This window comes from Schlegelella aquatica (assembly GCF_026013905.1).
Lineage (GTDB): Bacteria > Pseudomonadota > Gammaproteobacteria > Burkholderiales > Burkholderiaceae_C > Caldimonas > Caldimonas aquatica.
This window is the reverse complement of sequence record NZ_CP110257.1, coordinates 851,134-873,506: the sequence shown is the minus strand read 5'-3', so window position 1 is coordinate 873,506 and position 22,373 is coordinate 851,134. Positions and strand designations below refer to the sequence as shown.

26 protein-coding genes are annotated in these 22,373 nt (G+C 68.1%); 23 read left to right on the top strand and 3 right to left on the bottom strand.

Going from position 1 to position 22,373, the window contains the following annotated elements; all coding sequences use genetic code 11:
* Nucleotides 1-272 precede the first annotated feature (272 nt).
* From OMP39_RS03980 to OMP39_RS03935, 10 genes are all read left to right on the top strand, one after another.
* A complete protein-coding gene (locus tag OMP39_RS03980; protein WP_264893500.1) occupies nt 273-1,136 on the top strand; it encodes a flagellin N-terminal helical domain-containing protein in 864 nt (287 codons plus the stop codon).
* A gap of 239 nt (nt 1,137-1,375) precedes the next feature.
* The gene (locus OMP39_RS03975; protein ID WP_264893499.1) at nt 1,376-2,242 is read left to right on the top strand and encodes a flagellin N-terminal helical domain-containing protein; all 867 of its coding nucleotides are present in this window, start codon (nt 1,376-1,378) and stop codon (nt 2,240-2,242) included.
* Nucleotides 2,243-2,343: 101 nt separating this feature from the next.
* Nucleotides 2,344-3,792 (top strand): flagellar filament capping protein FliD, encoded by a 1,449-nt coding sequence (gene fliD / locus OMP39_RS03970; RefSeq protein ID WP_264893498.1) that lies wholly within the window; start codon nt 2,344-2,346, stop codon nt 3,790-3,792.
* 205 nt (nt 3,793-3,997) lie between these two features.
* Nucleotides 3,998-4,408: a flagellar export chaperone FliS gene (fliS, locus tag OMP39_RS03965; protein WP_264893497.1), complete on the top strand. Its 411-nt coding sequence runs from the start codon at nt 3,998-4,000 to the stop codon at nt 4,406-4,408.
* An 8-nt stretch (nt 4,409-4,416) separates the two neighbouring features.
* The gene (locus OMP39_RS03960) at nt 4,417-4,764 is read left to right on the top strand and encodes a flagellar protein FliT (protein WP_264893496.1); all 348 of its coding nucleotides are present in this window, start codon (nt 4,417-4,419) and stop codon (nt 4,762-4,764) included.
* A 40-nt stretch (nt 4,765-4,804) separates the two neighbouring features.
* On the top strand, nt 4,805-5,569 hold the full coding sequence (locus OMP39_RS03955) for a flagellar brake protein (protein WP_264893495.1): 765 nt from the start codon (nt 4,805-4,807) through the stop codon (nt 5,567-5,569).
* 105 nt (nt 5,570-5,674) lie between these two features.
* Nucleotides 5,675-6,538, top strand: a complete 864-nt coding sequence (motA, locus tag OMP39_RS03950; protein ID WP_264893494.1) for a flagellar motor stator protein MotA — start codon at nt 5,675-5,677, stop codon at nt 6,536-6,538.
* 18 nt (nt 6,539-6,556) lie between these two features.
* Nucleotides 6,557-7,510 carry a flagellar motor protein MotB gene (motB, locus tag OMP39_RS03945; RefSeq protein ID WP_264893493.1) on the top strand — a complete coding sequence of 318 codons (954 nt, stop codon included), beginning with the start codon at nt 6,557-6,559 and terminating at the stop codon, nt 7,508-7,510.
* A gap of 35 nt (nt 7,511-7,545) precedes the next feature.
* The gene (gene cheY / locus OMP39_RS03940; protein WP_264893492.1) at nt 7,546-7,938 is read left to right on the top strand and encodes a chemotaxis response regulator CheY; all 393 of its coding nucleotides are present in this window, start codon (nt 7,546-7,548) and stop codon (nt 7,936-7,938) included.
* An 11-nt stretch (nt 7,939-7,949) separates the two neighbouring features.
* Nucleotides 7,950-8,573, top strand: coding sequence for a protein phosphatase CheZ (locus OMP39_RS03935; protein WP_264893491.1), 624 nt, complete (start codon nt 7,950-7,952; stop codon nt 8,571-8,573).
* Between the two features lie 87 nt (nt 8,574-8,660).
* Here the strand turns inward: OMP39_RS03935 and fliE are convergent, their stop codons facing one another.
* Nucleotides 8,661-8,990, bottom strand: a complete 330-nt coding sequence (gene fliE / locus OMP39_RS03930; protein WP_264893490.1) for a flagellar hook-basal body complex protein FliE — start codon at nt 8,988-8,990, stop codon at nt 8,661-8,663.
* Between the two features lie 179 nt (nt 8,991-9,169).
* On the opposite strand from fliE, the gene fliF reads away from it, so the two are divergent.
* The 13 genes from fliF to fliR all read left to right on the top strand — a co-directional run bounded on the left by fliF (nt 9,170) and on the right by fliR (nt 20,288).
* Nucleotides 9,170-10,882, top strand: coding sequence for a flagellar basal-body MS-ring/collar protein FliF (fliF, locus tag OMP39_RS03925; RefSeq protein ID WP_264893489.1), 1,713 nt, complete (start codon nt 9,170-9,172; stop codon nt 10,880-10,882).
* A gap of 45 nt (nt 10,883-10,927) precedes the next feature.
* The gene (fliG, locus tag OMP39_RS03920) at nt 10,928-11,923 is read left to right on the top strand and encodes a flagellar motor switch protein FliG (protein ID WP_264893488.1); all 996 of its coding nucleotides are present in this window, start codon (nt 10,928-10,930) and stop codon (nt 11,921-11,923) included.
* Nucleotides 11,907-12,629, top strand: coding sequence for a FliH/SctL family protein (locus OMP39_RS03915; protein WP_264893487.1), 723 nt, complete (start codon nt 11,907-11,909; stop codon nt 12,627-12,629). Before fliG ends, OMP39_RS03915 begins: the two co-directional genes overlap by 17 nt.
* Nucleotides 12,626-14,029, top strand: a complete 1,404-nt coding sequence (gene fliI / locus OMP39_RS03910) for a flagellar protein export ATPase FliI (RefSeq protein ID WP_264893486.1) — start codon at nt 12,626-12,628, stop codon at nt 14,027-14,029. The genes OMP39_RS03915 and fliI overlap by 4 nt, the downstream gene beginning before the upstream one ends.
* A 23-nt stretch (nt 14,030-14,052) precedes the next feature.
* Complete coding sequence (fliJ, locus tag OMP39_RS03905) at nt 14,053-14,544, top strand: flagellar export protein FliJ (protein WP_264893485.1); 492 nt, start codon at nt 14,053-14,055, stop codon at nt 14,542-14,544.
* Nucleotides 14,545-14,571: 27 nt separating this feature from the next.
* Complete coding sequence (locus OMP39_RS03900) at nt 14,572-15,768, top strand: flagellar hook-length control protein FliK (protein WP_264893484.1); 1,197 nt, start codon at nt 14,572-14,574, stop codon at nt 15,766-15,768.
* Nucleotides 15,769-15,888: 120 nt separating this feature from the next.
* Nucleotides 15,889-16,485, top strand: a complete 597-nt coding sequence (locus OMP39_RS03895) for a flagellar basal body-associated FliL family protein (protein ID WP_264893483.1) — start codon at nt 15,889-15,891, stop codon at nt 16,483-16,485.
* Nucleotides 16,486-16,508: 23 nt separating this feature from the next.
* Nucleotides 16,509-17,513 carry a flagellar motor switch protein FliM gene (fliM, locus tag OMP39_RS03890; protein WP_264893482.1) on the top strand — a complete coding sequence of 335 codons (1,005 nt, stop codon included), beginning with the start codon at nt 16,509-16,511 and terminating at the stop codon, nt 17,511-17,513.
* A complete protein-coding gene (gene fliN / locus OMP39_RS03885; protein ID WP_264893481.1) occupies nt 17,503-17,952 on the top strand; it encodes a flagellar motor switch protein FliN in 450 nt (149 codons plus the stop codon). The genes fliM and fliN overlap by 11 nt, the downstream gene beginning before the upstream one ends.
* A gap of 139 nt (nt 17,953-18,091) precedes the next feature.
* Nucleotides 18,092-18,436 carry a FliO/MopB family protein gene (locus OMP39_RS03880; protein ID WP_264893480.1) on the top strand — a complete coding sequence of 115 codons (345 nt, stop codon included), beginning with the start codon at nt 18,092-18,094 and terminating at the stop codon, nt 18,434-18,436.
* A 1-nt stretch (nt 18,437) separates the two neighbouring features.
* A complete protein-coding gene (fliP, locus tag OMP39_RS03875; RefSeq protein WP_264893479.1) occupies nt 18,438-19,217 on the top strand; it encodes a flagellar type III secretion system pore protein FliP in 780 nt (259 codons plus the stop codon).
* Between the two features lie 19 nt (nt 19,218-19,236).
* Complete coding sequence (gene fliQ / locus OMP39_RS03870; RefSeq protein ID WP_264893478.1) at nt 19,237-19,506, top strand: flagellar biosynthesis protein FliQ; 270 nt, start codon at nt 19,237-19,239, stop codon at nt 19,504-19,506.
* 20 nt (nt 19,507-19,526) lie between these two features.
* Nucleotides 19,527-20,288, top strand: a complete 762-nt coding sequence (gene fliR, locus OMP39_RS03865; protein WP_264893477.1) for a flagellar biosynthetic protein FliR — start codon at nt 19,527-19,529, stop codon at nt 20,286-20,288.
* 167 nt (nt 20,289-20,455) lie between these two features.
* Here the strand turns inward: fliR and OMP39_RS03860 are convergent, their stop codons facing one another.
* The gene (locus OMP39_RS03860) at nt 20,456-21,085 is read right to left on the bottom strand and encodes a response regulator (RefSeq protein WP_264893476.1); all 630 of its coding nucleotides are present in this window, start codon (nt 21,083-21,085) and stop codon (nt 20,456-20,458) included.
* Nucleotides 21,082-22,245: a hybrid sensor histidine kinase/response regulator gene (locus tag OMP39_RS03855; protein WP_264893475.1), complete on the bottom strand. Its 1,164-nt coding sequence runs from the start codon at nt 22,243-22,245 to the stop codon at nt 21,082-21,084. The genes OMP39_RS03860 and OMP39_RS03855 overlap by 4 nt, the downstream gene beginning before the upstream one ends.
* Between the last annotated feature and the right edge of the window lie 128 nt (nt 22,246-22,373).

Here is a 22,373-nt window from a genome sequence, read left to right as displayed (position 1 = left end):
GGATCTCACACTCGCGGACTTGACATTGGCGATTCGGGGTTGCATGGGCCCTAAAGTTCTTGGTCGTTGGTTCGATAACCCCCACAACGGATCCCCAACGGGGCCCGTGGTCCGGTTAGGCGGCTCAGCCGTGCACCCCTTTGGGGGCAACGGTGCCGGCTAGCGTCGGGCGGTGGCCGTGGTGCTTGCACCGCGGCAGGAATAGGGACGGGAAACCGTCTTGATTCGGCACCGGCGCATGCCGGGTTTACTGAAAGTGATAGGAGCAGACCATGCCCGCTACCATCAATACCAACATCGTCTCGCTGAACGCGCAGCGCAGTCTCACCAACTCTCAGTCGTCGCTGGCCACGTCGATGGCTCGCCTGTCTTCGGGCCTGCGCGTCAACTCCGCCAAGGACGACGCAGCCGGCCTGGCCATCGCCGAGCGCATGAACGCGCAGGTGCGGGGCATGAACGTCGCCATCCGCAATGCCAACGACGGCATTTCGTACGCGCAAACTGCCGAAGGCGCGCTCTCCAAGGTGGGTGATGCGCTGCAGCGCATGCGTGAGCTGGCCGTGCAGGCCCGCAACGCGACCAACACCGAGAAGGACCAGGACTCTCTGCAGAACGAGTTCAAGGAACTGCAAAGCGAGATCTCGCGCGTGCTGGGCGGCACAACCTTCAACGGCACGACGATCTTCACCCAGACCGGCAGCCTGGAATTCCAGGTGGGCGCGGGCACGACCAGCAACGACCGCGTCAGTGTCTCTCTCGGCTCGACCGCGCTGAACGCGGACAGCAGCATCACCAACGTGACCACCAGCACGGCCATCATCGGCGACACGAGCTCGACCACCGCCGTGGCGGGCACCGCGATCGATGCAGTGATCGCGAACATCGATGCGGCCATCGACACGATCAACTCGCAGCGCTCGATCTGGGGTGCGACGCAGAACCGCTTCGAGGCCGTCATCGCCAACCTGCAGACCAGCGTCGAGAACCAGGCCGCCGCGCGTGGTCGCATCATGGACGCCGATTTCGCCGCGGAGACCGCCAACCTGTCGCGCGCCCAAATCCTGCAACAGGCCGGCACCGCGATGATCGCGCAGGCGAACCAGCTGCCCCAGCAAGTGCTCAGCCTGCTGCGCTGATGCCGCACACCGCCTCCCAGCCGGGGCTCACCCCAGCTGGGAGGTGCACTCGACACACCCCCGAGCGCCCGGCCCCGGCCGGGCGTCGTGCTTGGCGGCAGGGGAAAACTACCGCCCGTTTCCCTGCTTATTCACGGCTTCGCCGGGCGCGCGCAGCTTCCAGAATCGGCCTACCGTCCAGGTAGAGCCGGCTCTCATGCCGGAGTCAGTCCTTTGATGCTTCGACAAGGAGAGCGCGTATGCCGCAGACCATCAACACCAACATCGTGTCGCTGAATGCCCAGCGCAGCCTCGACAGCTCCCAGAACTCGCTCAAGACGTCGATGGCGCGCCTGTCTTCCGGCCTGCGCGTGAACTCGGCCAAGGACGATGCGGCCGGCCTGGCCATCGCCGAGCGCATGAACGCGCAGGTGCGGGGCATGAACGTCGCCATCCGCAACGCCAACGACGGGATCTCGTACGCGCAGGTGGCCGAAGGCGCTCTGTCCAAGATCGGCGACGCGCTCCAGCGCATGCGCGAACTGGCGATCCAGGCGCGCAATGCGACCAACACCGAGAAGGACCAGGACTCGCTGCAGAACGAATTCAAGGAGCTCCAGAACGAGATCTCCCGCGTTCTGGGCGGCACGACCTTCAACGGGCAGACGATCTTCACCCAGACCGGGACGCTCGAGTTCCAGGTAGGTGCGGGCACGACCACCAACGACCGGGTGACCGTCACCCTCGGCTCGACCGCGCTCAATGTGGATCCGGCCATCACCGACGTGACGACCAGCACCGCCATCATCGGCGACACCAGCTCCACCACGCCGGTGGCCGGCACCGCGATCGACGCGGTCATCGCCGACATCGACACCGCGCTGGACGCCATCAACTCCCAGCGCTCGATCTGGGGTGCGACGCAGAACCGCTTCGAGGCCGTGATCGCCAACCTGCAGGTCAGCGTCGAGAACCAGGCCGCCGCCCGCGGCCGCATCATGGACGCCGACTTCGCGGCCGAAACCGCCAACCTCTCGCGCGCCCAGATCCTGCAGCAGGCCGGCACCGCGATGGTCGCGCAGGCCAACCAGTTGCCGCAGCAAGTGCTGAAGCTCCTGCAGGGCTGAGCGACGTGCCCGCCACGGCGGCGCGGACCCCGGCGGGAGGGGCTCAAGTTCCCTTCCGCCCAGCCGATATCTCGATCTCAACTCCGGGGTGACACCACGCCATGGCCACCATCTCCTCTCCCGGACTCGGCTCCGGGCTGGACGTCAACGCGATCGTCAGCAAGCTGGTGGCGCTGGAGCGCAAGCCGATCGAGTTGCTCCAGTCGCAGGCCAGCAAGCTGCAGACGCAGCTGTCCTCGTTCGGGTTGCTGCAGAGCTACCTGTCGAACCTCCAATCGGCGGCTGCCAGGCTCGCGCAGTCGAGCTTCTGGAAAGAGAGCTCCGCCTCCTCGTCCGACGCCGCTTCGGTGTCGGCCTCGGCCTCGTCCAGCGCCGCGGCCGGCAGCTATGCGATCCAGGTGACGCAGTTGGCGCAAGCGCATTCGCTTGCGTCCAAGGCGTACCTGGATTCGACGACCTCCGTCGGCACAGGCACCCTGCGCATCGAGCTCGGGGGCTGGAACGCCGACCAGACCGTTTTCACTCCGAAGTCCGGCTCCACCCCGGTGGACGTCACGATCGGCCCCGGCGAGGATTCGCTGGAGAGCATCCGAGCCAAGATCAATGCGGCCAACGCAGGCGTGACCGCCACGATCGTGAAGGACGCGTCGGGAGCCCGGCTCGTCGTACGCTCCAACCTCACCGGTGAGCAAAGCTCCGTGCGCCTCACGGTCACGGACGACGACGGCAACTCCGCCGACGCCAACGGCTTGTCCGCGCTGGCGTACGACCCGGCCACCGCGACGGGCCAGATGACGCAGACGCTGGCGGGCCGCGATGCCATCGCGATCGTGAACGGTCTGCAGGTTCAATCGTCCTCGAACGTCCTCGATGGCGTGGTCGAGGGACTGAAACTCACGTTGTCGAAGACCACCGCCTCGACGGTGGAGGTCAAGGTCGCACCGGACACCGAGGCGCAGAAGAAAGCCATCGACAGCTTCGTCAGCGCCTACAACGACATCGCCAAGTACCTGGCGGATCAGACCAAGTACGACGCCACGACGAAGAAGGGCGGCGCTCTGCAGGGCGACCGCAGCGCGGTGATGCTGCAGAATCAGCTTCGCAGCCTGCTGCGCGAGACGAGCGGGGCCTCCGCGACGTATCCTCGGCTGTCCAACCTCGGCCTCGAAGTTCAGAGCGACGGCACGCTCAAGGTCAACAGCACCAAGCTCGACGCCGCGCTCGCCGACCCGAGCGAGGTGGCCAAGGCGTTCTCGGCCGTCGACGAGGCCAACCCCTCGAACGAGGGCTTCGCCGTCAAGTTCCGCAAGTTCACCGCTCTGGCCACCGGCTCCGAAGGGATGGTGACCACGCGCACCCAGGGCTTGCGCGACGCGATCAAGCGCAACAACGACCAGCAAGAGCGCTACGAGGATCGCGTGGCGCTCATCGAAAAGCGCCTGCTGCGCCAGTACACGGCGCTCGACAGCAGCGTCGGCCAGCTCAATGGCCTGGCCAGCTACGTGCAGCAGCAGATGGCCGCGCTCGCCAAGGCATCGGGCAGCAAGTAGCGTCTTCGGGTTGCCCGTTCGCCCTCATTTCGGGACTTCCGGGCGCCCCCTCGCGTTTCGCCCTCAGGCGCGCGCCCCGGCCCGCGGGCGGGGCGCAGCTCGCGCTCGGGGGTCTGCTGGACGGAACCTCACCGCCCTCCAAATTGCCCTCAAGCCGGGCAGGTGAGTGGCCGATAACCAGGGTGCCGGTTGAACAACGAGTGACATGACCATGTTCGCACCCTTCAAGAGCAACGCTTCCGTCTACGGCTCGGTCCAAGTGGAAACCGGGGTGGCTACGAACGACCCGCACCGTCTCGTGCTGATGCTGCTGGATGGCGCGCTGGAGGCGATCGTCACGGCTCGCGGTGCCCTGCAGCGCGGCGACGTGGCGGCCAAGGGCAAAGCCATCGGCAAGGCTACGCGCATCGTGGAGGAAGGACTGCGCGCGGCCCTCAACCAGCAGGCCGGCGGCGAACTGGCGGCCAACCTGAATACCTTGTACACCTACATCAACGCGCGCCTGACGCACGCCAACCTGCGCAACGACGACCGGACTCTCCAGGAGTGCCACCAACTCCTCGGCAACGTGCGCGACGCCTGGCTTGCCATCCAACCGGCCGCCGGCCGCAAGTGAGGAGCGCCATGACCGCCATTGCCCGCCACCCCGGGGACACCCTGGAGAACGTCATGGACGACAAGGCCCTGCTCGACTACTACGAAGCCATCGAGCGCGCCAGCGAGCAGATGCTGCAAGCCGCGCGCGACGGCGATTGGGACAGTGTCGTCCGGCTGGAGGGGGCGTGTGCGGTGCTGATCTCCCAGCTCAAGCATGCCGCCTCGCAGCGCGCCCTGCGCCCGGAGGAGACCCGTCTCAAGACGCGCATCATGAAGCGCATCCTCGAGAACGACGCCAAGATCCGCAACCTGGCCGAGCCGTGGCTCGAAGATCTGGATCGCCTGCTGGCCGGATCGCCCCGCCAGTTGCATTGACGCCTTAGCACCGGGCGCAGCCCGGTGCACGGAGCCCGAGATGGAGACGATGCCGATGCCGCTGCCGGACGAGCCGCAGCAGCGGTCGAGCCTCGACGACTTCCGTATCGCCGACCCGTTCGAGATCCTGGCCCTGCTGCGGCAGATGGTGGAGGCACGTGTGCTCCTGACCATCGCCACCCCGCGCGGGGCCTCGTACACGACGACCTTGTGGGAGGTGGACCGCTCCCGTAAGGTGCTCCGCTTCTCGGCCGACCGCCTCGACAACCAGCTCGAGCAGGTGCTCGACGCCGACGACGCGGTCGCGGTGGGCTACCTCGACAGCGTGAAGGTTCAGTTCGACGTCGAGGGCCTCGTCCATGTGCACGGCGCGGGCGGCCAGAGCGCGCTCAACTGCACGTTGCCTCAGGAGCTGTTCCGCTTCCAGAGGCGCGGCAGCTACCGGGTGCGGCCCCTGCTCGGTGCACCGCCCACCGCGAAGCTGAGCCATCCCGAGGCAGGCGCCTTGCTGGAGCTTCGCGTGCTCGACGTGAGCGTCGCAGGCCTGGCCCTGCTGTTGCCGCACGACGTCCCGCCCCTGCACCCCGGCACCCTCCTCCATGACGTGCTGATCGACCTGGATGCCGACACCCGTTTCACCGCCTCGGTGCGCGTGGTGCATGTGACCGCCATCAACCAAGACGCCCAAGGCGTGCGACTGGGGTGCGAGATCGAGCGCCTGTCGGGGGAGGCGCTGCGTGCCCTGCAACGCTACGTGGACCTCACCCAACGCCGTCGCCGCCTGATGGCGCAGGACAAGCCCTGAAGCGTGCGTTGATGCCTCAAGCGCCCGGCGTTCACGCCGATATAGCCCGGTAGGAACCTGCCGCGGCGGCGTCTGCGGCCCCATCGAACAGCAGAAGAACCTCACATGTTCGTCATCATCGGCTACATCGTGGCGCTGGGGAGCATCTTCGGCGGCTTCATCATCCACGGCGGAAATATGGCCGTGATCCTGCAGGCCCTGCCGACGGAGCTGATGGTGATCGGCGGAGGCGCCTTCGGTGCTTTCGTCGTCAACAACCAGCCGAAGGTGCTCAAGGCCACGTTCAGGGCGCTGCCCAAGCTGCTCAAGGGCTCCAAATACACGAAGGCCCGGTACATGGAGCTGATGGCCCTGCTCTACGACATCCTGCAGAAGGCTCGCAAGGAAGGGCTGATGGCCATCGAGAAGGACGTCGATGCGCCTCACGAGTCGCCGCTGTTCCAGAAGTACGCCACCGTCGGCAACGACCACCACGTGGTCGAGTTCATCACCGACTACCTGCGCATGATGGTCTCGGGCAACCTCAACGCCCATGAGATCGAGACGCTCATGGACAGCGAGATCGAGACGCACCACCACGAGGCGCACGCACCGGCGGCCGCCCTGCAGCGCGTCGCGGGCGGGTTGCCCGCCTTCGGCATCGTGGCCGCCGTGCTGGGCGTGGTCAACACCATGGGCTCGGTCGGCCAGCCGCCGGCCGTCCTGGGGGCCATGATCGGCTCCGCCCTGGTCGGCACTTTCCTGGGCATTCTGCTCGCGTATGCCATCGTCGAGCCCCTGGCGGGCCTGCTCGAGCAGAGGAACGACGAGTCCACCAAGGAGCTGCAGTGCATCAAGACCACGCTGCTCGCCAGCATGCAGGGCTACGCGCCCCAGGTCGCGGTCGAGTTCGGCCGCAAAGTGCTCTACTCCACTGAGCGCCCGACCTTCTCGGAGCTCGAGGGACACGTGAAGGGCAAGAAGGCCTGACGGGGCCGGGACACGCACATGGCCGGCGACTCGAAGAAGCTCCAGCCCATCATCGTCAAGCGGGTCAAGAAGGCCGCGCACGGTCACCATGGGGGTGCGTGGAAGATCGCCTATGCCGACTTCGTGACGGCCATGATGGCGTTCTTCCTGCTGATGTGGCTGCTGGGCTCCACCAGCGAGGGCGACCGCAAGGGGATCGCCGACTACTTCAACTCGCCGCTGAAGGTCTCCCTGCTCGGCGGCGGAAGCGGCACGGGCGATTCCTCGCACGTGATCAAGGGCGGTGGCCTGGACTTGAGCCGCACCAACGGCCAGGTGAAGAAGGGCGACATCGAGGCCGAGCGCAAGACGATCAACCTGCAGGCGCTCAAGGACGCGGCGCGCCGCGCCGAGGCCGAGCGGCTGGAGGGCCTGCGGCGCCGGCTCGACTCGGCGCTCACCAACCACCCGCGCCTGCAGCAGTACAAGTCGCAGATTCGCATCGACATCACGGCCGACGGCCTGCGCATCCAGATCGTGGACGAGCACAACCGCCCGATGTTCGACACCGGCAGCGCCCTGGTGAAAGACTACATGCGCGACATCCTGCGCGAGATCGGCAAGGTGCTCGGTGAAACGAACAACAAGATCACCCTGGCCGGCCACACCGATGCCGCCCCCTACAGCAGCGGCGAGCGCGGCTACAGCAACTGGGAGCTCTCGGCCGACCGCGCCAATGCCTCGCGGCGCGAGCTGATCGCGGGCGGCCTGCGTGAGGGGCAGGTGGTGCGCGTGGTGGGGCTCGCCTCCAGCTCGCTGCTGGACGCCGAGAACCCGCTGAACCCCGTCAACCGCCGCATCAGCATCATCGTTATGAACCGCGACGCCGAGGAGCGCTTCGAACGCGGCGGCGACGTCGAAGCGGGCAGCGGCCCGTCCGTGGAGCGAGCACTCGACGTCGGGGCCTCAAGTCCGGGCGCGAACCGCCGATAACAGCCACGATTGCACATTCTCCCGAGGATGCCTTCATGAGCACCGCAGCCGACACGAAGTTCCTGGTCGTCGACGATTTCTCCACCATGCGCCGCATCGTGCGCGGTCTCTTGAAAGAGATCGGCTACAACAACGTGGAGGAGGCCGAAGACGGGGCGGTGGCATTGCAGATGCTGAAAAGCGCCAAGTTCGACTTCGTCGTCAGCGACATCAACATGCCCAACATGAACGGCTTCGAGCTGTTGAGCGCGATCAAGGCGGACGAGGGCCTCAAGCACCTCCCGGTGCTGATGGTGACGGCCGAAGCCCGCAAGGAAGACATCATCCGTGCCGCCCAGGACGGCGCCGCCGGCTACATCGTGAAGCCTTTCACGAAAGCCACCCTCGAAGAGAAGGTCCAGAAGATCATGCAGAAGCTGGGCAAGTGAGCGGGGGCAGCATGAGCACGCACGACACACAACAACAAGGCGGCGCGAGCGCCAGCCCCGAGGTCTATCAGCAGATCGGCGAGATGGCTCGCCAACTGCACGACACGCTGCAGCAGCTGGGCTTCGCCCCCAAGCTCGGGCAGATCGCCGACAAGCTGCCCGACGCGCGCAGCCGGCTGAACTACATCGCGCAGAAGACGGGCGAGGCGGCCGAAAAGGTCCTGAACCTGGTGGACCAGGCCAAGGCGGAGCACGACCACATCACGCAGGAGACGCGGCGCATCGCCCGGGCCATCGTGGCCGACCCCGTGCGCGCGGTGGCCTCGGGCGCGGTCATGAACTTCGTCGGCGACGTCGAGGCGAGCACGGCCCGCATGGACCGGCACCTCACCGAGATCATGATGGCGCAGGATTTCCACGACCTCACCGGCCAGGTGGTCGCGAAGGTGGTGACGCTCGCCGCCGACATCGAGGACCAGCTCGTCAAGCTCCTGCTCAAGACGGCGCCGCCCGACCAGGTGCACAAGGTCGAGCAGACCTTCCTGAACGGCCCGGTGGTCAACCCCGAAGGCCGCACCGACGTGGTGGCGAACCAGGAGCAGGTGGACGAGCTGCTGGCGAGCCTGGGGTTCTAGACTCCGGATGCCTGTGTGAGGGGCGTGCCGCCCGGCACGTCCCCGCCGCCCCTCCCCGCCGCGCGGCGACGGCGAAGATGGCGTCGATCAGACATTCATGTTCATGATGTCGCTATATGCCTGCACGAGGCGATTGCGCACGTGCACGGCGGCCTGGAAGCCGATCTGCGCCTTCTGCATCGCCACCATCGTCTCTTCCAAGGACACGGTCGGGTCGTCGAGCTGGACCTGACGCTGCATCTGCGCCGCCTGCGCCTGTGCCTGGCTCACCGATTTGAGCGCCTGGGTGAGCGCCTGCGAGAAGCCCACCTGCGTGGCGCCCGCGTCCACCTTGGCGGCGCGCGCCTGGCCCGGCAGAACGACTCCACTGCGGGCGACGGCCTGTTCGAAGTTGAAGGGCTTGAATCGAACGTCCATGGCTTTCGGGCCGGGTGAAAGGCGGATGACCGGGAGTACCGGGATGCGGTGATCGTACGGCCGGCCGACGGCCTCGATGCACCGAAGTGGGGGCGGATTGCCCGCTTCTTCGCGCCCTCGTGCAGCGGTGGGGTCCGAATAATCCACCGCTATACGCCGCAAGGTCCCCACCCCATCCCATGGACAACGCCGTCGCCCTGTCTCCGAACCTGACGCCCGCCGCCGCGCCCGAGGCACGCGGCCTGCTGGTCCAGCTCGGCACGATGCCCATGCAACGCAAGCTCGCGCTCGGCGCCGGCGTGGCCACGCTGGTGGCCGTCCTCGTCGCGCTGTCGCTGTGGTCGGCCCGGCCCGACTACAAAGTGCTCTACGCCAACCTGTCCGACAAGGACGGCGGGGCGATCATCGCGTCCCTCTCGCAAATGAACGTGCCGTACAAGCACGCCGACGGCGGCACGGCCATCCTGGTGCCGGCCGACAAGGTGCACGACGCCCGGCTCAAGCTCGCCTCGCAGGGGTTGCCCAAGGGCTCGACGGTGGGCTTCGAGCTCATGGACAACGCGCGCTTCGGCATCACGCAGTTCCAGGAACGGCTGACGTTCCAGCGAGGACTGGAAGGCGAGTTGACCCGCTCGATCGAAGCGCTGGCTGCCGTGCAGAGCGCCCGCGTTCACTTGGCCCTGCCCAACCAGAACGGCTTCTTCCGGGAGCAGCAGAAGCCCTCGGCCTCGGTGCTCGTGCATCTGCACGCGGGCCGCACGCTCGACCGCGCGCAGATCGCCGGCATCGTCCACCTGGTGTCGTCCAGCGTGCCGGACCTCTCTCCCAAGGCCGTGAGCGTCGTGGATCAGACCGGCGCACTGCTGACCGAATCGGCCGACGGCAGCCACAAGGGTGCGGGGCTGGACGCCCAGCAACTGCAGTACGTGGCCCAGATCGAGAGCACCTACGCCCGCCGCATCGCGGACATCCTCGAGCCGGTGGTGGGCCGCGACAATCTGCGCGCGCAGGTGACGGCCGACGTCGACTTCTCGCAGAGCGAATCGACCTCCGAGCAGTTCAGGCCGAACCAGGGGGGCGAACCCGCGGCCGTGCGCAGCATGCAGACCTCGGAGTCGGCCCAGCCCGGCAGCGCCCAGCCGAGCGGCGTGCCCGGGGCCCTCTCGAACCAGCCGCCCGCGCCCCCGAGCGCCCCCATCAACGGGCCGGCCCAAGCCCTGCAGGCGGCCAACGCCGGCGGCGGCGCGGCGGCGACGATCAAGCGCGACGCCGTCACGAACTACGAGGTGGACAAGACCGTGCGCGTGACGCGCAACGCCACGGGCACGATCAAGCGCATCGCTGCCGCGGTGGTGGTCAACCATCGGGTCACGACCGCTGCCAACGGCAAGACCACCTCCACGCCGCTCACGCAGGAGGAACTGGACAAGCTCACCGCGCTGGTGCGCGAGAGCATCGGCTACAACGCCGAGCGCGGCGATACCGTGCAGGTGATCAACGCCCCCTTCCGCGTGCACAAGGTCGACGAGGCCCCCGAGGACCTGCCGCTGTGGAAGCAGCGCGAGACCTTGGACCTGCTGCGCAACCTCGCGCTGCCCGTGGCGCTCGTGCTGCTCGGCCTCGTCGTGGTGTTCGCGGTGATCCGCCCCGCCCTGCGAGCCAGCGCGCAACCGGCGCAAGCCCGCGGGGGACAAGCGCTCGACGCGGTGGTCGCCGACCCCGAGACGCTGCCCGCACTCGATGCTGCCGGGACCGGCTCAGCAGGCGTTCCGCTGCTCGCTGCGCCGATGTCGGGAGACAAGCTCGATGCGGCCCGGCAACTGGCCCGCGACAACCCGGCCGCGGTCGCCAACATCGTACGCAACTGGGTGAACAAGGAGGCGGCGGCCTGACCGGCCGGCCCCTCGCCCCGCACGAGCACCAACGGACGAGCCACCATGGACGAAGCCGGACTGCACGACTCGGCGATCCTCCTGATGTCACTGGGCGAGGAGGAAGCCGCCGAAGTCTTCAAGCATCTCACGCCCAAGGAGGTTCAGCGCCTGGGCGAGACGATCGCCAAGATGAAGGTGATCCCGCGCGAGCGGGTGGAGGAAGTGCTCGATCGCTTTGCCGCCGATGCCTCCGAGCAGAGCATGCTCGTCAGCGACACCGACGAGTACGTGAAGTCGGTGCTGCGCAAGGCTCTGGGCGAGGACAAGGCCAACCTGCTCATCGACCGCATCCTGCAGGGCAGCGACGTCACCGGCATCGAGAGCCTGAAGTGGATGGACCCGAGCTCGGTGGCCGAGCTGCTGCGCAACGAGCATCCGCAGATCGTCGCGGCCATCCTCGTGCACCTGGACTACGACCAGACGTCGCAGGTGCTCAAGCACTTCACCGAGCGCCAGCGCAACGAAGTGATGATCCGCATCGCCACCCTCGACGGCATCCAGCCTTCGGCGCTCAAGGATCTCAACGACGTGCTGTCCAAGGTGCTGGCCGGCGGCGACAAGCTGCGCAAGGCCTCGCTCGGCGGCGCCAAGACGGCGGCCGAGATCATCAACATGATGGGCTCCGCCGTCGAGAGCTCGGTGCTCGACTACATCCGCCAGAGCGACCCCGATCTCGCGCAGAAGATCATGGACAACATGTTCGTGTTCGACGATCTGCTCAAGATCGACGATCGCGGCATCCAGATGCTGCTCAAGGAAGTGCAGACCGAATCGCTGGTCATTGCGCTCAAGGGGGCCTCGCCCGAGCTGCGCGAGAAGATCTTCTCGAACATGTCGAGCCGCGCTGCCGAGGCGCTGCGCGAGGATCTCGAGTCCCGCGGTCCGGTGCGTCTGTCCGAAGTCGAGGCCGAGCAGAAGGAAATGCTGAAGGTGGTTCGCCGTCTGGCCGACGAAGGCCAGATCGTGCTGGGAATGGGCGGCGATGACAGCTTCGTCTAAGAACACCGCGGCCCGCACGCTGTACAGCCGCTTCATCCCGCGCGAGGAGCTGCACTCGTTCTCGGCGTGGACGCCCGGCTCCCTCGACGGCGCGGACAGCGCCGCGCAGGCCCGCCCCGAGGAGGCCGCTCCCACCCCGGAGGCCGCAGCCGCGCTGCTGACCGAACAGCTGCGCGAGGCCCGGCAGGCCGGCTACAAGGACGGGTACCGCGACGGTCTTGCAGCGCTGGACAACTTCAAGCAGAGCTACGCGGCGCAGGTGACGGCCCAGGTGGGCCAGGTCGTCGCGAGCTTCCAGGCCCAGCTCGACGCCCTGCAGCAGGACCTGGCCTCCTCGCTCGCACAAGTGGCGGCCGACATCGCCCGCCAGGTGGTGCGCACCGAGCTCACCACCCAGCCGCAACTGATCGAGCAGGTGGCCCACGAGGCGCTCGGTCTGCTCGTGCACTCGGCGCGCCACATCCGCATCCGCGTCCATCCGGACGACCATCAGCTGCTCGTCGAGCAGGGCCAGCTCGACATCGAGGCCCGCCATGCCCGCCTGCTGCCCGACCCGGGCGTCCACCGCGGCGGGTGCATCGTCGAATCCGACATCGGTCTGATCGATGCCTCGATCGAGACGCGTTGGCGCCATACCGTGGCCGCACTCGGACAAACGTCCTCCTGGGCCGGCGAGCCGCCTTCCACCCCCGAGGAGCAGGCATGAGGGACTCCGGCCTGCAAGCCTGGCAGCAGTACTTCGACGACCTGCGCGCCTTCGCCCGCTCGCCGCAAACGATGGAAGTGCAAGGCACGCTCGTCAAGGTCGCGGGGCTCGTGCTGGAGGCCGCGGGTGTGCGCGTGCCCGTGGGCTCGGTGTGCGAGGTGCGCATGGACGGGCAGCCCCCGGTGCAGGCCGAAGTGGTGGGCTTTGCCGGCGATCGCGCCTACCTGATGCCCACCGGCGAGGTGCACGGCCTCGCCAGCGGCGCGCGGGTCGTGCCTCTGGCCGGTCCCATGGTGCCGCCGCGGCTCGGCCAGCCGACGCACCCCTGGCGGCGCAGCGAGGACCGCAGCTTGCACCTGCCGATGGGTGACGGCCTGCTCGGTCGGGTGGTCGACTCGCACGGCCGCCCGATGGACCGCAAGGGGCCTCTGGAGGCCGTGCACAACGAACCGCTCGTGCGGCGCCCGATCAACGCGATGGACCGCGACCCCGTGCGCACGGCACTGGATACCGGGGTGCGCGCGATCAACTCGATGCTCACTGTCGGACGGGGGCAGCGCATCGGCCTGTTCGCAGGCTCGGGCGTTGGCAAGTCGGTGCTGCTCGGGATGATGGCGCGCTACACACAGGCTGACGTCATCGTCGTCGGCCTCATCGGCGAGCGCGGCCGCGAGGTCAAGGAGTTCATCGAGGACATCCTCGGCGAAGAAGGCCTGGCGCGCTCGGTCGTGGTGGCCGCGCCCGCCGATGCGCCGCCGCTCATGCGCATGCAGGGCGCGAGCTATGCCACCGCCATCGCCGAGCACTTCCGCGACCGCGGCGCCCACGTGCTGCTGCTGATGGACTCGCTCACCCGCTACGCCATGGCCCAACGCGAGATCGCCCTGGCCATCGGCGAGCCGCCGGCGACCAAGGGCTACCCGCCCAGCTGTTTCGCCAAGCTGCCGCAGCTGGTCGAACGCAGCGGCAACGGCCTCAACGGCGTGGGCTCGATCACCGCGTTCTACACCGTGCTCAGCGAAGGCGACGACCAGCAAGACCCGATCGCCGACGCGGCGCGGGCCATCCTGGACGGGCACATCGTCCTGACCCGGGAGCTCGCCGAGAGCGGGCACTACCCCGCGATCGACGTCGAGAAGTCGGCCTCGCGCGTGATGCACAACGTCGCCTCGCCGGAGCACCTGGAGGCGGCTCGACGCTTCCGGCAGATGTACGCCCGCTACAACCGCAGCCGGGACCTGATCGCACTGGGCGCCTACGTGCCGGGACAAGACGCCGAGTTGGACGCGGCCGTGCGGGCCTTCCCCGCGATGCGGTCGCTGCTGCAGCAGGACATGCGCGAGCGCGCGACCCTCGCCGAGAGCATCGCCCGCATGCGCGCCGTCGTCGGTGACGGCTGATCGATTGCCCAAAGGACAGCACCATGAAGGACAACCGCTCCCTCCACGTCGCCCTCGAACTGGCCGACAAGGACCGCGACGCCGCGCTCGCACGGTGCCAACAAGCCGCCCAGGCCCTCGAACGCCACCGCCTGCAGGCGCAACAGTTGCGGGACTACCGCGCCGACTACCTCGCGCGCTGGAACGGGCAGTTCCAGCAACGCGGCACCGTCGAGATCATGCGCTGCTACCGGGACTTCATGGCGAGGCTCGACCAGGCGATCGCGCAGCAGGCGCTGGTCGTGCAGCAGGCCGAGTGGCAGCTCGAGCATGCGCGCCTGCACCTGCTGGAGCAGGAACGCCGCGCCGCCGCCATTCACAAGCTGTTGGAAAAGCGCGCCGCCGAGCAGGCCCTGGCCGCCCAGCGCCGCGAGCAGAAGCACACCGACGAACAGGCCAGCCGCCTGGCGTGGAACCAGCGTCTGGAGTCGACCGGCATTTTCGCCGCGGCCGACATCGCCCCGCTGGCCGCCTGAGCTCGCACACTCGACGACGCGACACCCATGACCCTCGCCGCTTCGATCTGCGCACTGTTCACCCCCGTGGGCACCCCCGCGGCCCCTTCGCCTGCGGCGCCCGCGACCGCCAGCCCCGGCCGCGGGCCCTCGCCCTTTGCCGAGCACATGCACCGCGCAGCGGCACGAGCCGCGGACCCGGCTCCCGCGCGTGCAGCCGCCCCGGCGCCCGAGGCCGCGCGCACCCCTGCAACACCCGCGCCGCAGCCCCCGCGCGATGCACCCGAGACGCCGCACGCCGGCGCGTCGCCGCAAGACCAGCCCCGTGCCACCGAGCAAGAGGGCCCCGGCACGCCCGAGACCGCCGGCGCCGCGCAGAGGGAGCCGGAGAGCAGCCTTGCCGAGCCCGCGGCCACCGAACCGCCCGCGTGGTTCCTCGCATGGCTCACGGCACCGCCGCACGCTGCGCCGCCCGCCCCCCCCTCGCCTGCATCTGCTGAGGCAGCGACCGAGGCCCCGAGCATCGAGCTGCCGCCCGACGGGCGGACCGCCCGCGACCCGCGTGAGTTGCCCGACGTCGGCGCCGGACGCGGGGCGCCCGCGGGCTCCGGCACGGCACCGGCCTTCGTCGAGCAGGTGAGCGCCGCAGAGGATGCAGGCCGGCTCGCCGTGGAGGCGCTGGCCGGTGCGGAGCAGCCGCCCGAGCACGGCCCTCTGCCCCACGCCGAAGCGCCCTCGGGCGTGCCCTCGCAGGCGGCGCCCACCGCGGGCCCGGCACACGGCGCCGCGGCCGCGCGTGCACTGCCCTCGTCGGCCGAAGCGGTCGTGCCCGCCGCGGTGCAGTCGCCCGAGTTCGGCGAGGCGCTCGCCTCGCAGGTGGCCTACCTGGTCCGCGACGGCGTGCAGCAGGCGCGGCTGCAACTGCACCCCGCGGAACTCGGGCCGCTGCAGGTACAGATCGCCCTGCAAGGCCAACAGGCGCAGATCGATTTCGTCGCCGCTTCGGCGGTCACCCGCGCGGCGATCGAGTCGAGCCTTTCCAGCCTCGCCGCGACCTTGCAGCAAGCCGGCTTCACCCTGGCAGGCGGCGGCGTCTTCCAGGGCAGCTCCGGCAGCCCGCACGACCGTGACGACCGGGGCCCGGGCTCCTCGGCACCGCGCGAAGTCGCCGCGGTCGAGGCGGGCCCGGCCCCCGCCCCGCGCCCGGTCGGTTGGCGCGCCGGGGGAGTGGACTTCTATGCCTGAACGGGAAGCAGCCACAGCGGCAGGCCCGCGGCGACGAATACGCCCTCAACGGCCTGCTTATCGGCGTTTCTGCGACCCCGTGACTTCCCATAATCGGCTCAACCAGATCGGACCCACACCATGAGCGCTGCCGCGGCCACCGCAGAAGCCCCCAAGACAGGCAAGAAGAAACTCATCCTCATCGCCGCCGTCGTGGCGCTGCTGCTTGCCGCCGCGGCCGTCGCCGGTGTGCTGTGGATGCGCAAGAACGCCCAGATCGACGAGGAGATCGACACCGAGGAAGAGGTCGTCGAAGCCCCGGCCAAGAGCAAGAAGGACAAGAGCGCACCGCCGGTCTTCCTCTCACTGGAGCCGTTCACCGTCAACCTGGCCGACAAGAACGCCGAGCGCTACGCGCAGATCGGCGTGACGCTGGAGGTGGACAGCCCCGAGATGGCCGACAAGCTCAAGAGCTACATGCCCGCCATCCGCAACAACGTGCTGATGGTGCTCGCGCACAAGACGTCCGACGAGCTGCTCGAGCGTGCCGGCAAGGAAAAGCTCGCCCGCGAGATCATGCGCGCCTCGGTGCGCCCGCTCGGCATCGAGCTCGAAGACGAGCAAGACCAGGAAGCCGCCTCCGACGACGAGAATCCCCAGCCCAAGAAGCGCAAGAAGAAGAAAGAGGAGTACAACCCCGTGCGCCAGGTGCTCTTCTCGAGTTTCATCATCCAGTAGGCCTCGACCTCCAGAGGACGACGATGAACCAGCAGATCCTCTCGCAGGACGAAGTCGACGCCCTCCTGCAAGGCATCACCGGCGAAAGCCAGAAGCTCGAGCAGGAAGAGGCCCCGGTCGGCGGTATCCGCGACTACGACATCGCCAGCCAAGAGCGCATCGTGCGTGGGCGCATGCCCACGATGGAGATCATCAACGAGCGCTTCGCACGCAACATCCGCATCGGGCTGTTCAACTTCATCCGCAAGAGCCCCGAGATCTCCGTCGGCGCCATCAAGGTGCAGAAGTACAGCGCCTTCCTGCGCGAGATCGTCGTGCCGACCAACTTCAACATCGTCTCGGTCAAGCCGCTGCGGGGCTCCGGTCTCATCGTGTGCGACCCGACGCTGGTGTTCGCAGTGATCGACTCCCTCTTCGGCGGCAACGGCAAGTTCCACACGCGTATCGAGGGCCGGGACTTCTCGCCTACCGAGCAGCGCATCATCAACCGCCTGGTGGACGTCATCCGCGAGGAATACAAGAAGGCCTGGCACGGCATCTACCCGGTGGAGTTGGAATACCAGCGCTCCGAGATGCAGCCGCAGTTCGCCAACGTCGCCACGCCCAGCGAGATCATCGTCGCCACCTCCTTCACCCTCGAGATCGGCGACACGGCCGGCACGATCCACTTCTGCATCCCTTATGCCACGCTGGAGCCGATCCGCGACGTGCTCTACTCCACCGTGCAGGGGGACTCCGTCGGCACCGACCGCCGGTGGGTGAAGCTGCTGACGCATCAGATCCAGGCCGCGGAAGTCGACCTGGTGGTCGAGCTCGGCAAGGCACCGGCGAACGTCGAGCAGTTGCTGGCTCTGAAGCCGGGAGACTTCATCGAGCTCGACCTGGCGCCGCTGGTGCAAGCCAAGGTCGACGGCGTGCCCGTCTTCGAATGCCAGTACGGCACCTCCAACGGCAAGTACGCGATCAAGATCGAGAACATACTGACCGGCCAGGACATGAGCTGGTTGGGAGAGTCCCATGTCGCCTGACACCCAAGAGCCGATGAACGAAGAAGACGCCATGGCGGCCGAGTGGGAGGCCGCGCTCGCCCAGCAGCAAGCGAGCTCCGCGACGGCCTCCGAAGTGATCGACGCGCGAGCCGAGCCGGTCGCGCCCGCCACGTTCACGAACTTCACGCCCACGGGGGCGACGAGCGCCGGCAACGACATCAACATGATCCTGGACATCCCCGTCCAGCTGACCGTCGAGCTCGGCCGCACCCGCATCCCGATCAAGCACATCCTCCAGCTGGCCCAGGGCTCCGTCATCGAGCTCGATGCGCTGGCCGGCGAGCCGATGGACGTGCTCGTCAACGGGTATCTCATCGCGCAAGGCGAGGTCGTCGTGGTCAACGACAAGTTCGGCATCCGCCTCACCGACATCGTGACGCCGTCCGAGCGCATGCGGCGGCTGAGCCGCGGCAGCTGAGTCGCGCGAGCAGCTCGCCCACCCGCACGGCGAGGAACCGCATCCCACCACGAAAGCAGGGGGCCTTTGGCCCCCTTCTTCATGGCATCGCCCCCGCAGGCGGCGGCCCAGAATGCCGACAGCAGGTCGAAGCGTTCCCATGCCCTCCACCCTCAACTTCCTCTTCTGGTTCCTCATCGTCCTCGCGCTGATTCCGCTCGCGCTGTGGATGCTCAAGCGCTCTCAGCTCGTGGTCGCCGCCGGCGTGGCGCCACCGGCCCGCGTGGTCGCCAGCGCCGGGCTCGGCCCCCAGCAACGGCTGGTCACCATCGAGGTCGGTCAGGGCGAGGCCAGGCAGTGGCTCGTGCTCGGTGTCACGCCGCACACCATCACCGTCTTGCACAGCCTGCCCCCGCAGGAGCTTCCCGGCGGGGACGGCGCTGCCTCCGCCGGCCTTCCGGCCACGTTCGCCACCCTGCTCAAACAGGCCCGCAGGAAGCCGTGAGATGAGCCGCCTGCACCTCTCGACACTGGCCGCCCGCACACTCGCAGCAGCGCTGCCGCTGGCCGCCCTGGCCGAGCCGGCCCTGGCCCAATCGCCCTCCGCCGGCGGGCCGGCGCTGCCCCTCATGGTCGCCCAAAGCGGCAGCGGCACCAGCTACTCGGTGCCCATCCAGACGCTGCTGTTCTTCACGGCGCTCAGCTTCATTCCGGCCATCGTGCTGCTGATGACGGGCTTCACCCGCATCGTCATCGTCCTCAGCCTGATGCGCCAGGCGCTCGGCACGCAGGCCGCACCGCCCAACCAGGTCATCATCGGCTTGTCGCTGTTCCTCACCTTCTTCGTGATGGGGCCCACCATCGACAAGGTGTACAGCCAGGCCTGGCAGCCCTATACCGCGCAGCAGATCGGCTTCGACGAGGCGCTCGAGCGCGCCGAGGCGCCGATGCGCGAGTTCATGCTCAAGCAGACACGCGAATCGGATTTCGCGCTCTTTGCGAAGCTGGCCAAGCTCGATGCGTCGGTCAAGGCGGACACCGCTCCCCTGCGCGTCGTCGTGCCGGCGTTCGTGACCAGCGAGCTCAAGAGCGCCTTCCAGATCGGCTTCATGATCTTCATCCCGTTCCTCGTGATCGACATGATCGTCGCCAGCGTGCTGATGAGCCTCGGGATGATGATGCTGTCGCCGGTGCTCGTGGCCCTGCCTTTCAAGCTGATGCTGTTCGTGCTGGCCGACGGCTGGAACTTGCTGCTCGGATCGCTGGCCGCCAGCTTCGCCACCTGACTTCCCGACGGAAACCGCCATGGATGCGCAACAAGTCTTCACGCTCGGCCAGCAGGGCCTGCATCTGCTGCTGATGGTCTCGGCACCGGTGCTGCTCACCGTGCTCGCCGTGGGCTTGGTGGTGAGCCTGCTTCAGGCCGCCACCCAGCTGCACGAGGCCACCCTGTCCTTCGTGCCCAAGGTGCTGGCCGCCGTGGCGGTGCTGGCACTGGCCGGCCCGTGGATGATGACGACGCTCGTCGAGTACATCCAGCGCACCCTCCTGGCCATCCCCGGCGCGGTCGGCTGAGGCGAGGCGAGGCGAGGGCCATGATCGGATTCACCGATCAGCAGCTGATGGCGTGGCTCTCGCCCGTCCTGTGGCCCTTCCTGCGCGTGCTGGCGCTGTTCACCAGCGCGCCGGTGCTCTCGATGCGAGCCATCCCCGTGCGCGTGAAGATCGCGCTGGCGTTCTTCGTCGCGCTCGCGTCGCAGGTTTCGATGCCCGCCATGCCGGTCATCGCGCTGGATTCGGCCACGGCCTGGGCCACCGTGGTGCAGCAGGTGGTGATCGGTCTGGCGATCGGCTTTGCAGTGCGGCTCGTGTTCGCCGCGGTCGAGTTCGCGGGCGAACTGGTGGGGCTGCAGATGGGCCTGGGGTTCGCCGCGTTCTTCGACCCCACCACGGGCGGCCAGACGAACGCGGTCAGCCGCTTCTTCGGCGCCACGGTCACGCTGCTGTTCGTCGTGATCAACGGCCACCTGGTGCTCATCGCCGCGACCATCCAGAGTTTCCATGCCTTCCCGGTCGGCCCCGATCCGCTCGCCTTCCTGGCGGCCGTGCCGCTGCACACCTTCGGCGCCGAGATCTTCAAGCTGGGGCTGTGGATCGCGCTGCCGATCCTTGCGATGCTCCTGTTCGTCAACCTGGTGCTGGGCGTCGTCTCTCGCGTGGCTCAGCAGTTCAACGTCTTTGCGGTGGGGTTCCCCATCACGATCGGGGTCGGGCTGGTGGGCATCGTGCTGACGCTGCCTTTGCTCGAGCCACCGTTCACGATGGCGCTGGAGCAGATGCTGGCCCGCTTCCAGTAGCGCCGGGCTGAATGTGTTCGCCCCCGGGGCGTGCGCCCCACCCCCCGCGGGGGTCGCGGCCCGGCTTCGGGCGGCCGGGCGCCGGTCCGAATATGTTCACCCCCGGGGCGTGCGCCCCACCCCCCGCGGGGGTCGCGGCCCGGCTTCGGGCGGCCGGGCGCCGGTCCTCAGACGAGGCCGTTGCGGATGGCGTACACCGTGAGCTCGGAGTTGTTCGACAAGCCGAGCTTCTCGAGCACCCGCGCCCGGTAGACGCTGACGGTCTTGGGGCTGAGCATCAGCTCCTCGGCGATGTCCGAGAGCCGCTTGCCCGAGGCGATCATCACCAGGGTCTGCAACTCCCGGTCCGACAGGCGTTCGTGCGCCGCCTCGCTGGACGGGGTGGTGAGGCTTTCGACCAGCATCTGGGCCATCTCGGGCGTGACGTACTTGCGCCCCTGCGCCACCATGCGGATCGCCGCGACGAGCTGCGCGGGGTCGCCGCCCTTGTTGACGTAGCCGTAGGCACCCGCCTTCAGCGCGCGGATCGCGTACTGGTCCTCCGGGTACATCGACACCACCAGCACCTTCACGGGAGAGCCCTCGTCCTTGAGCGCGTGCAGCACGTCCAGCCCGCTTCGACCGGGCAGGTTGATGTCGAGCACCAGCACATCGCAAGGGGTGGTGCGCAGCAGACTGCGCAGCTCGCCGTAGTCGCCGGCTTCGCCCACCACCTCCAGGTCGTGCGCGTCGGCGAGGGTGTCGCGTATGCCTCGCCGGATCAGGGCATGGTCATCGCACAGGATGACTTTGATCATAGGTCTCCCCAGAACGTCGGATCGTCGTTCGAGTAGGCCGAGGGCTTGTTCTCATCTTCGTCGGCCGCGCCCGATTCGGTCAATGGGACCATGAGGATCAAGGTCGTGCCGCTGGCACTGCTCGTCAACTCTACCCAGCCTCCGACGGTGCTCGCGCGCTCGTGCAGGCCCCGGATGCCGAAGGAGCGCGCCTTGGCGAGATCCGCCGGGCTGAGCCCGCGGCCATTGTCGTTGACCTCCAGCGTCAGCACGCCGCCGGCGAGAGTGAGGTCCACGCGCACCCGGGTGGCCTGGGCATGCTTGGAGACGTTGGTGAGCGCTTCCTGCGCGGTGCGATACGCCACGAGCGGCACGCCGGCCGGCAGCTGCATCTGGTCGTGGCTGGAATGGAAGGTGGTGGCGATGCCGGTGCGCTTTTCGAACGTGCTGGTCATCCACTGCAGCGCGGCCACGAGCCCCTGCTCGAGGATGGCGGGCCGCAGGTTGTGCATGATGCGCTTGCTGGCGTCCAGCGCGTGGTTCAGCGTCTCGAGCGCCGAGGCGGCGCGCTGCCGCACGGCCTCGTCCCTGGCATGGCGGGCGATCCAGGCGATGTCGAACTTCAGCGCCGTCAGCGACCCGCCGACGTCGTCGTGCACTTCGCGCGCGATCGCGGCACGCTCGGCCTCCACGCTGTTCTGCAGATGCTGGGCGAGCTCGCGCAGCCGCTCCTTCGACTGCGCGAGTGCCGCATCGGTGGCCTGCTTGGCCCGCACGGCCTCCACGGCCTCGATCGCGTGGATCGTGGCCGGAGCCAGGCGCGCCAGGTTGTTCTTCAGCAGGTAGTCGCTCGCCCCGTTGCGCATCGCCTCCACCGCCACGTCCTCACCGATTTCGCCGGACACGATGATGAAGGGGATCAGCAATCCGCTGGCCCGCAGGATGTCCAGCGCCATCAGCCCTGAGAAACCTGGCAGGTTGTAGTCGGACAGGATGACGTCCCACGGCAGTCCGTGATGTCCGTCACGGAGCGCGCGCTCGAACTCGGTGCGCGTCTCGACCCGAACGGCGTCCACGTCCAGTCCGCCGCGACGAAGCTGGGTCATCGTGAGCTCGTGGTCGAGCTCCGAATCCTCGATGTGCAGCACACGCAGTGTCCGCGCGGCGGGGGTGTCTGTCACGGTGTGCCCAGAAAAAATTCCTACAGAACCGGCCCGGAGTGCCGAATACCCATGCCAACCGCCCTGCGAGCGGTCGGACGAGCGCCGCGGGCATGCGAAAAATTCTACCCACCCGCCCGTCGTCACGA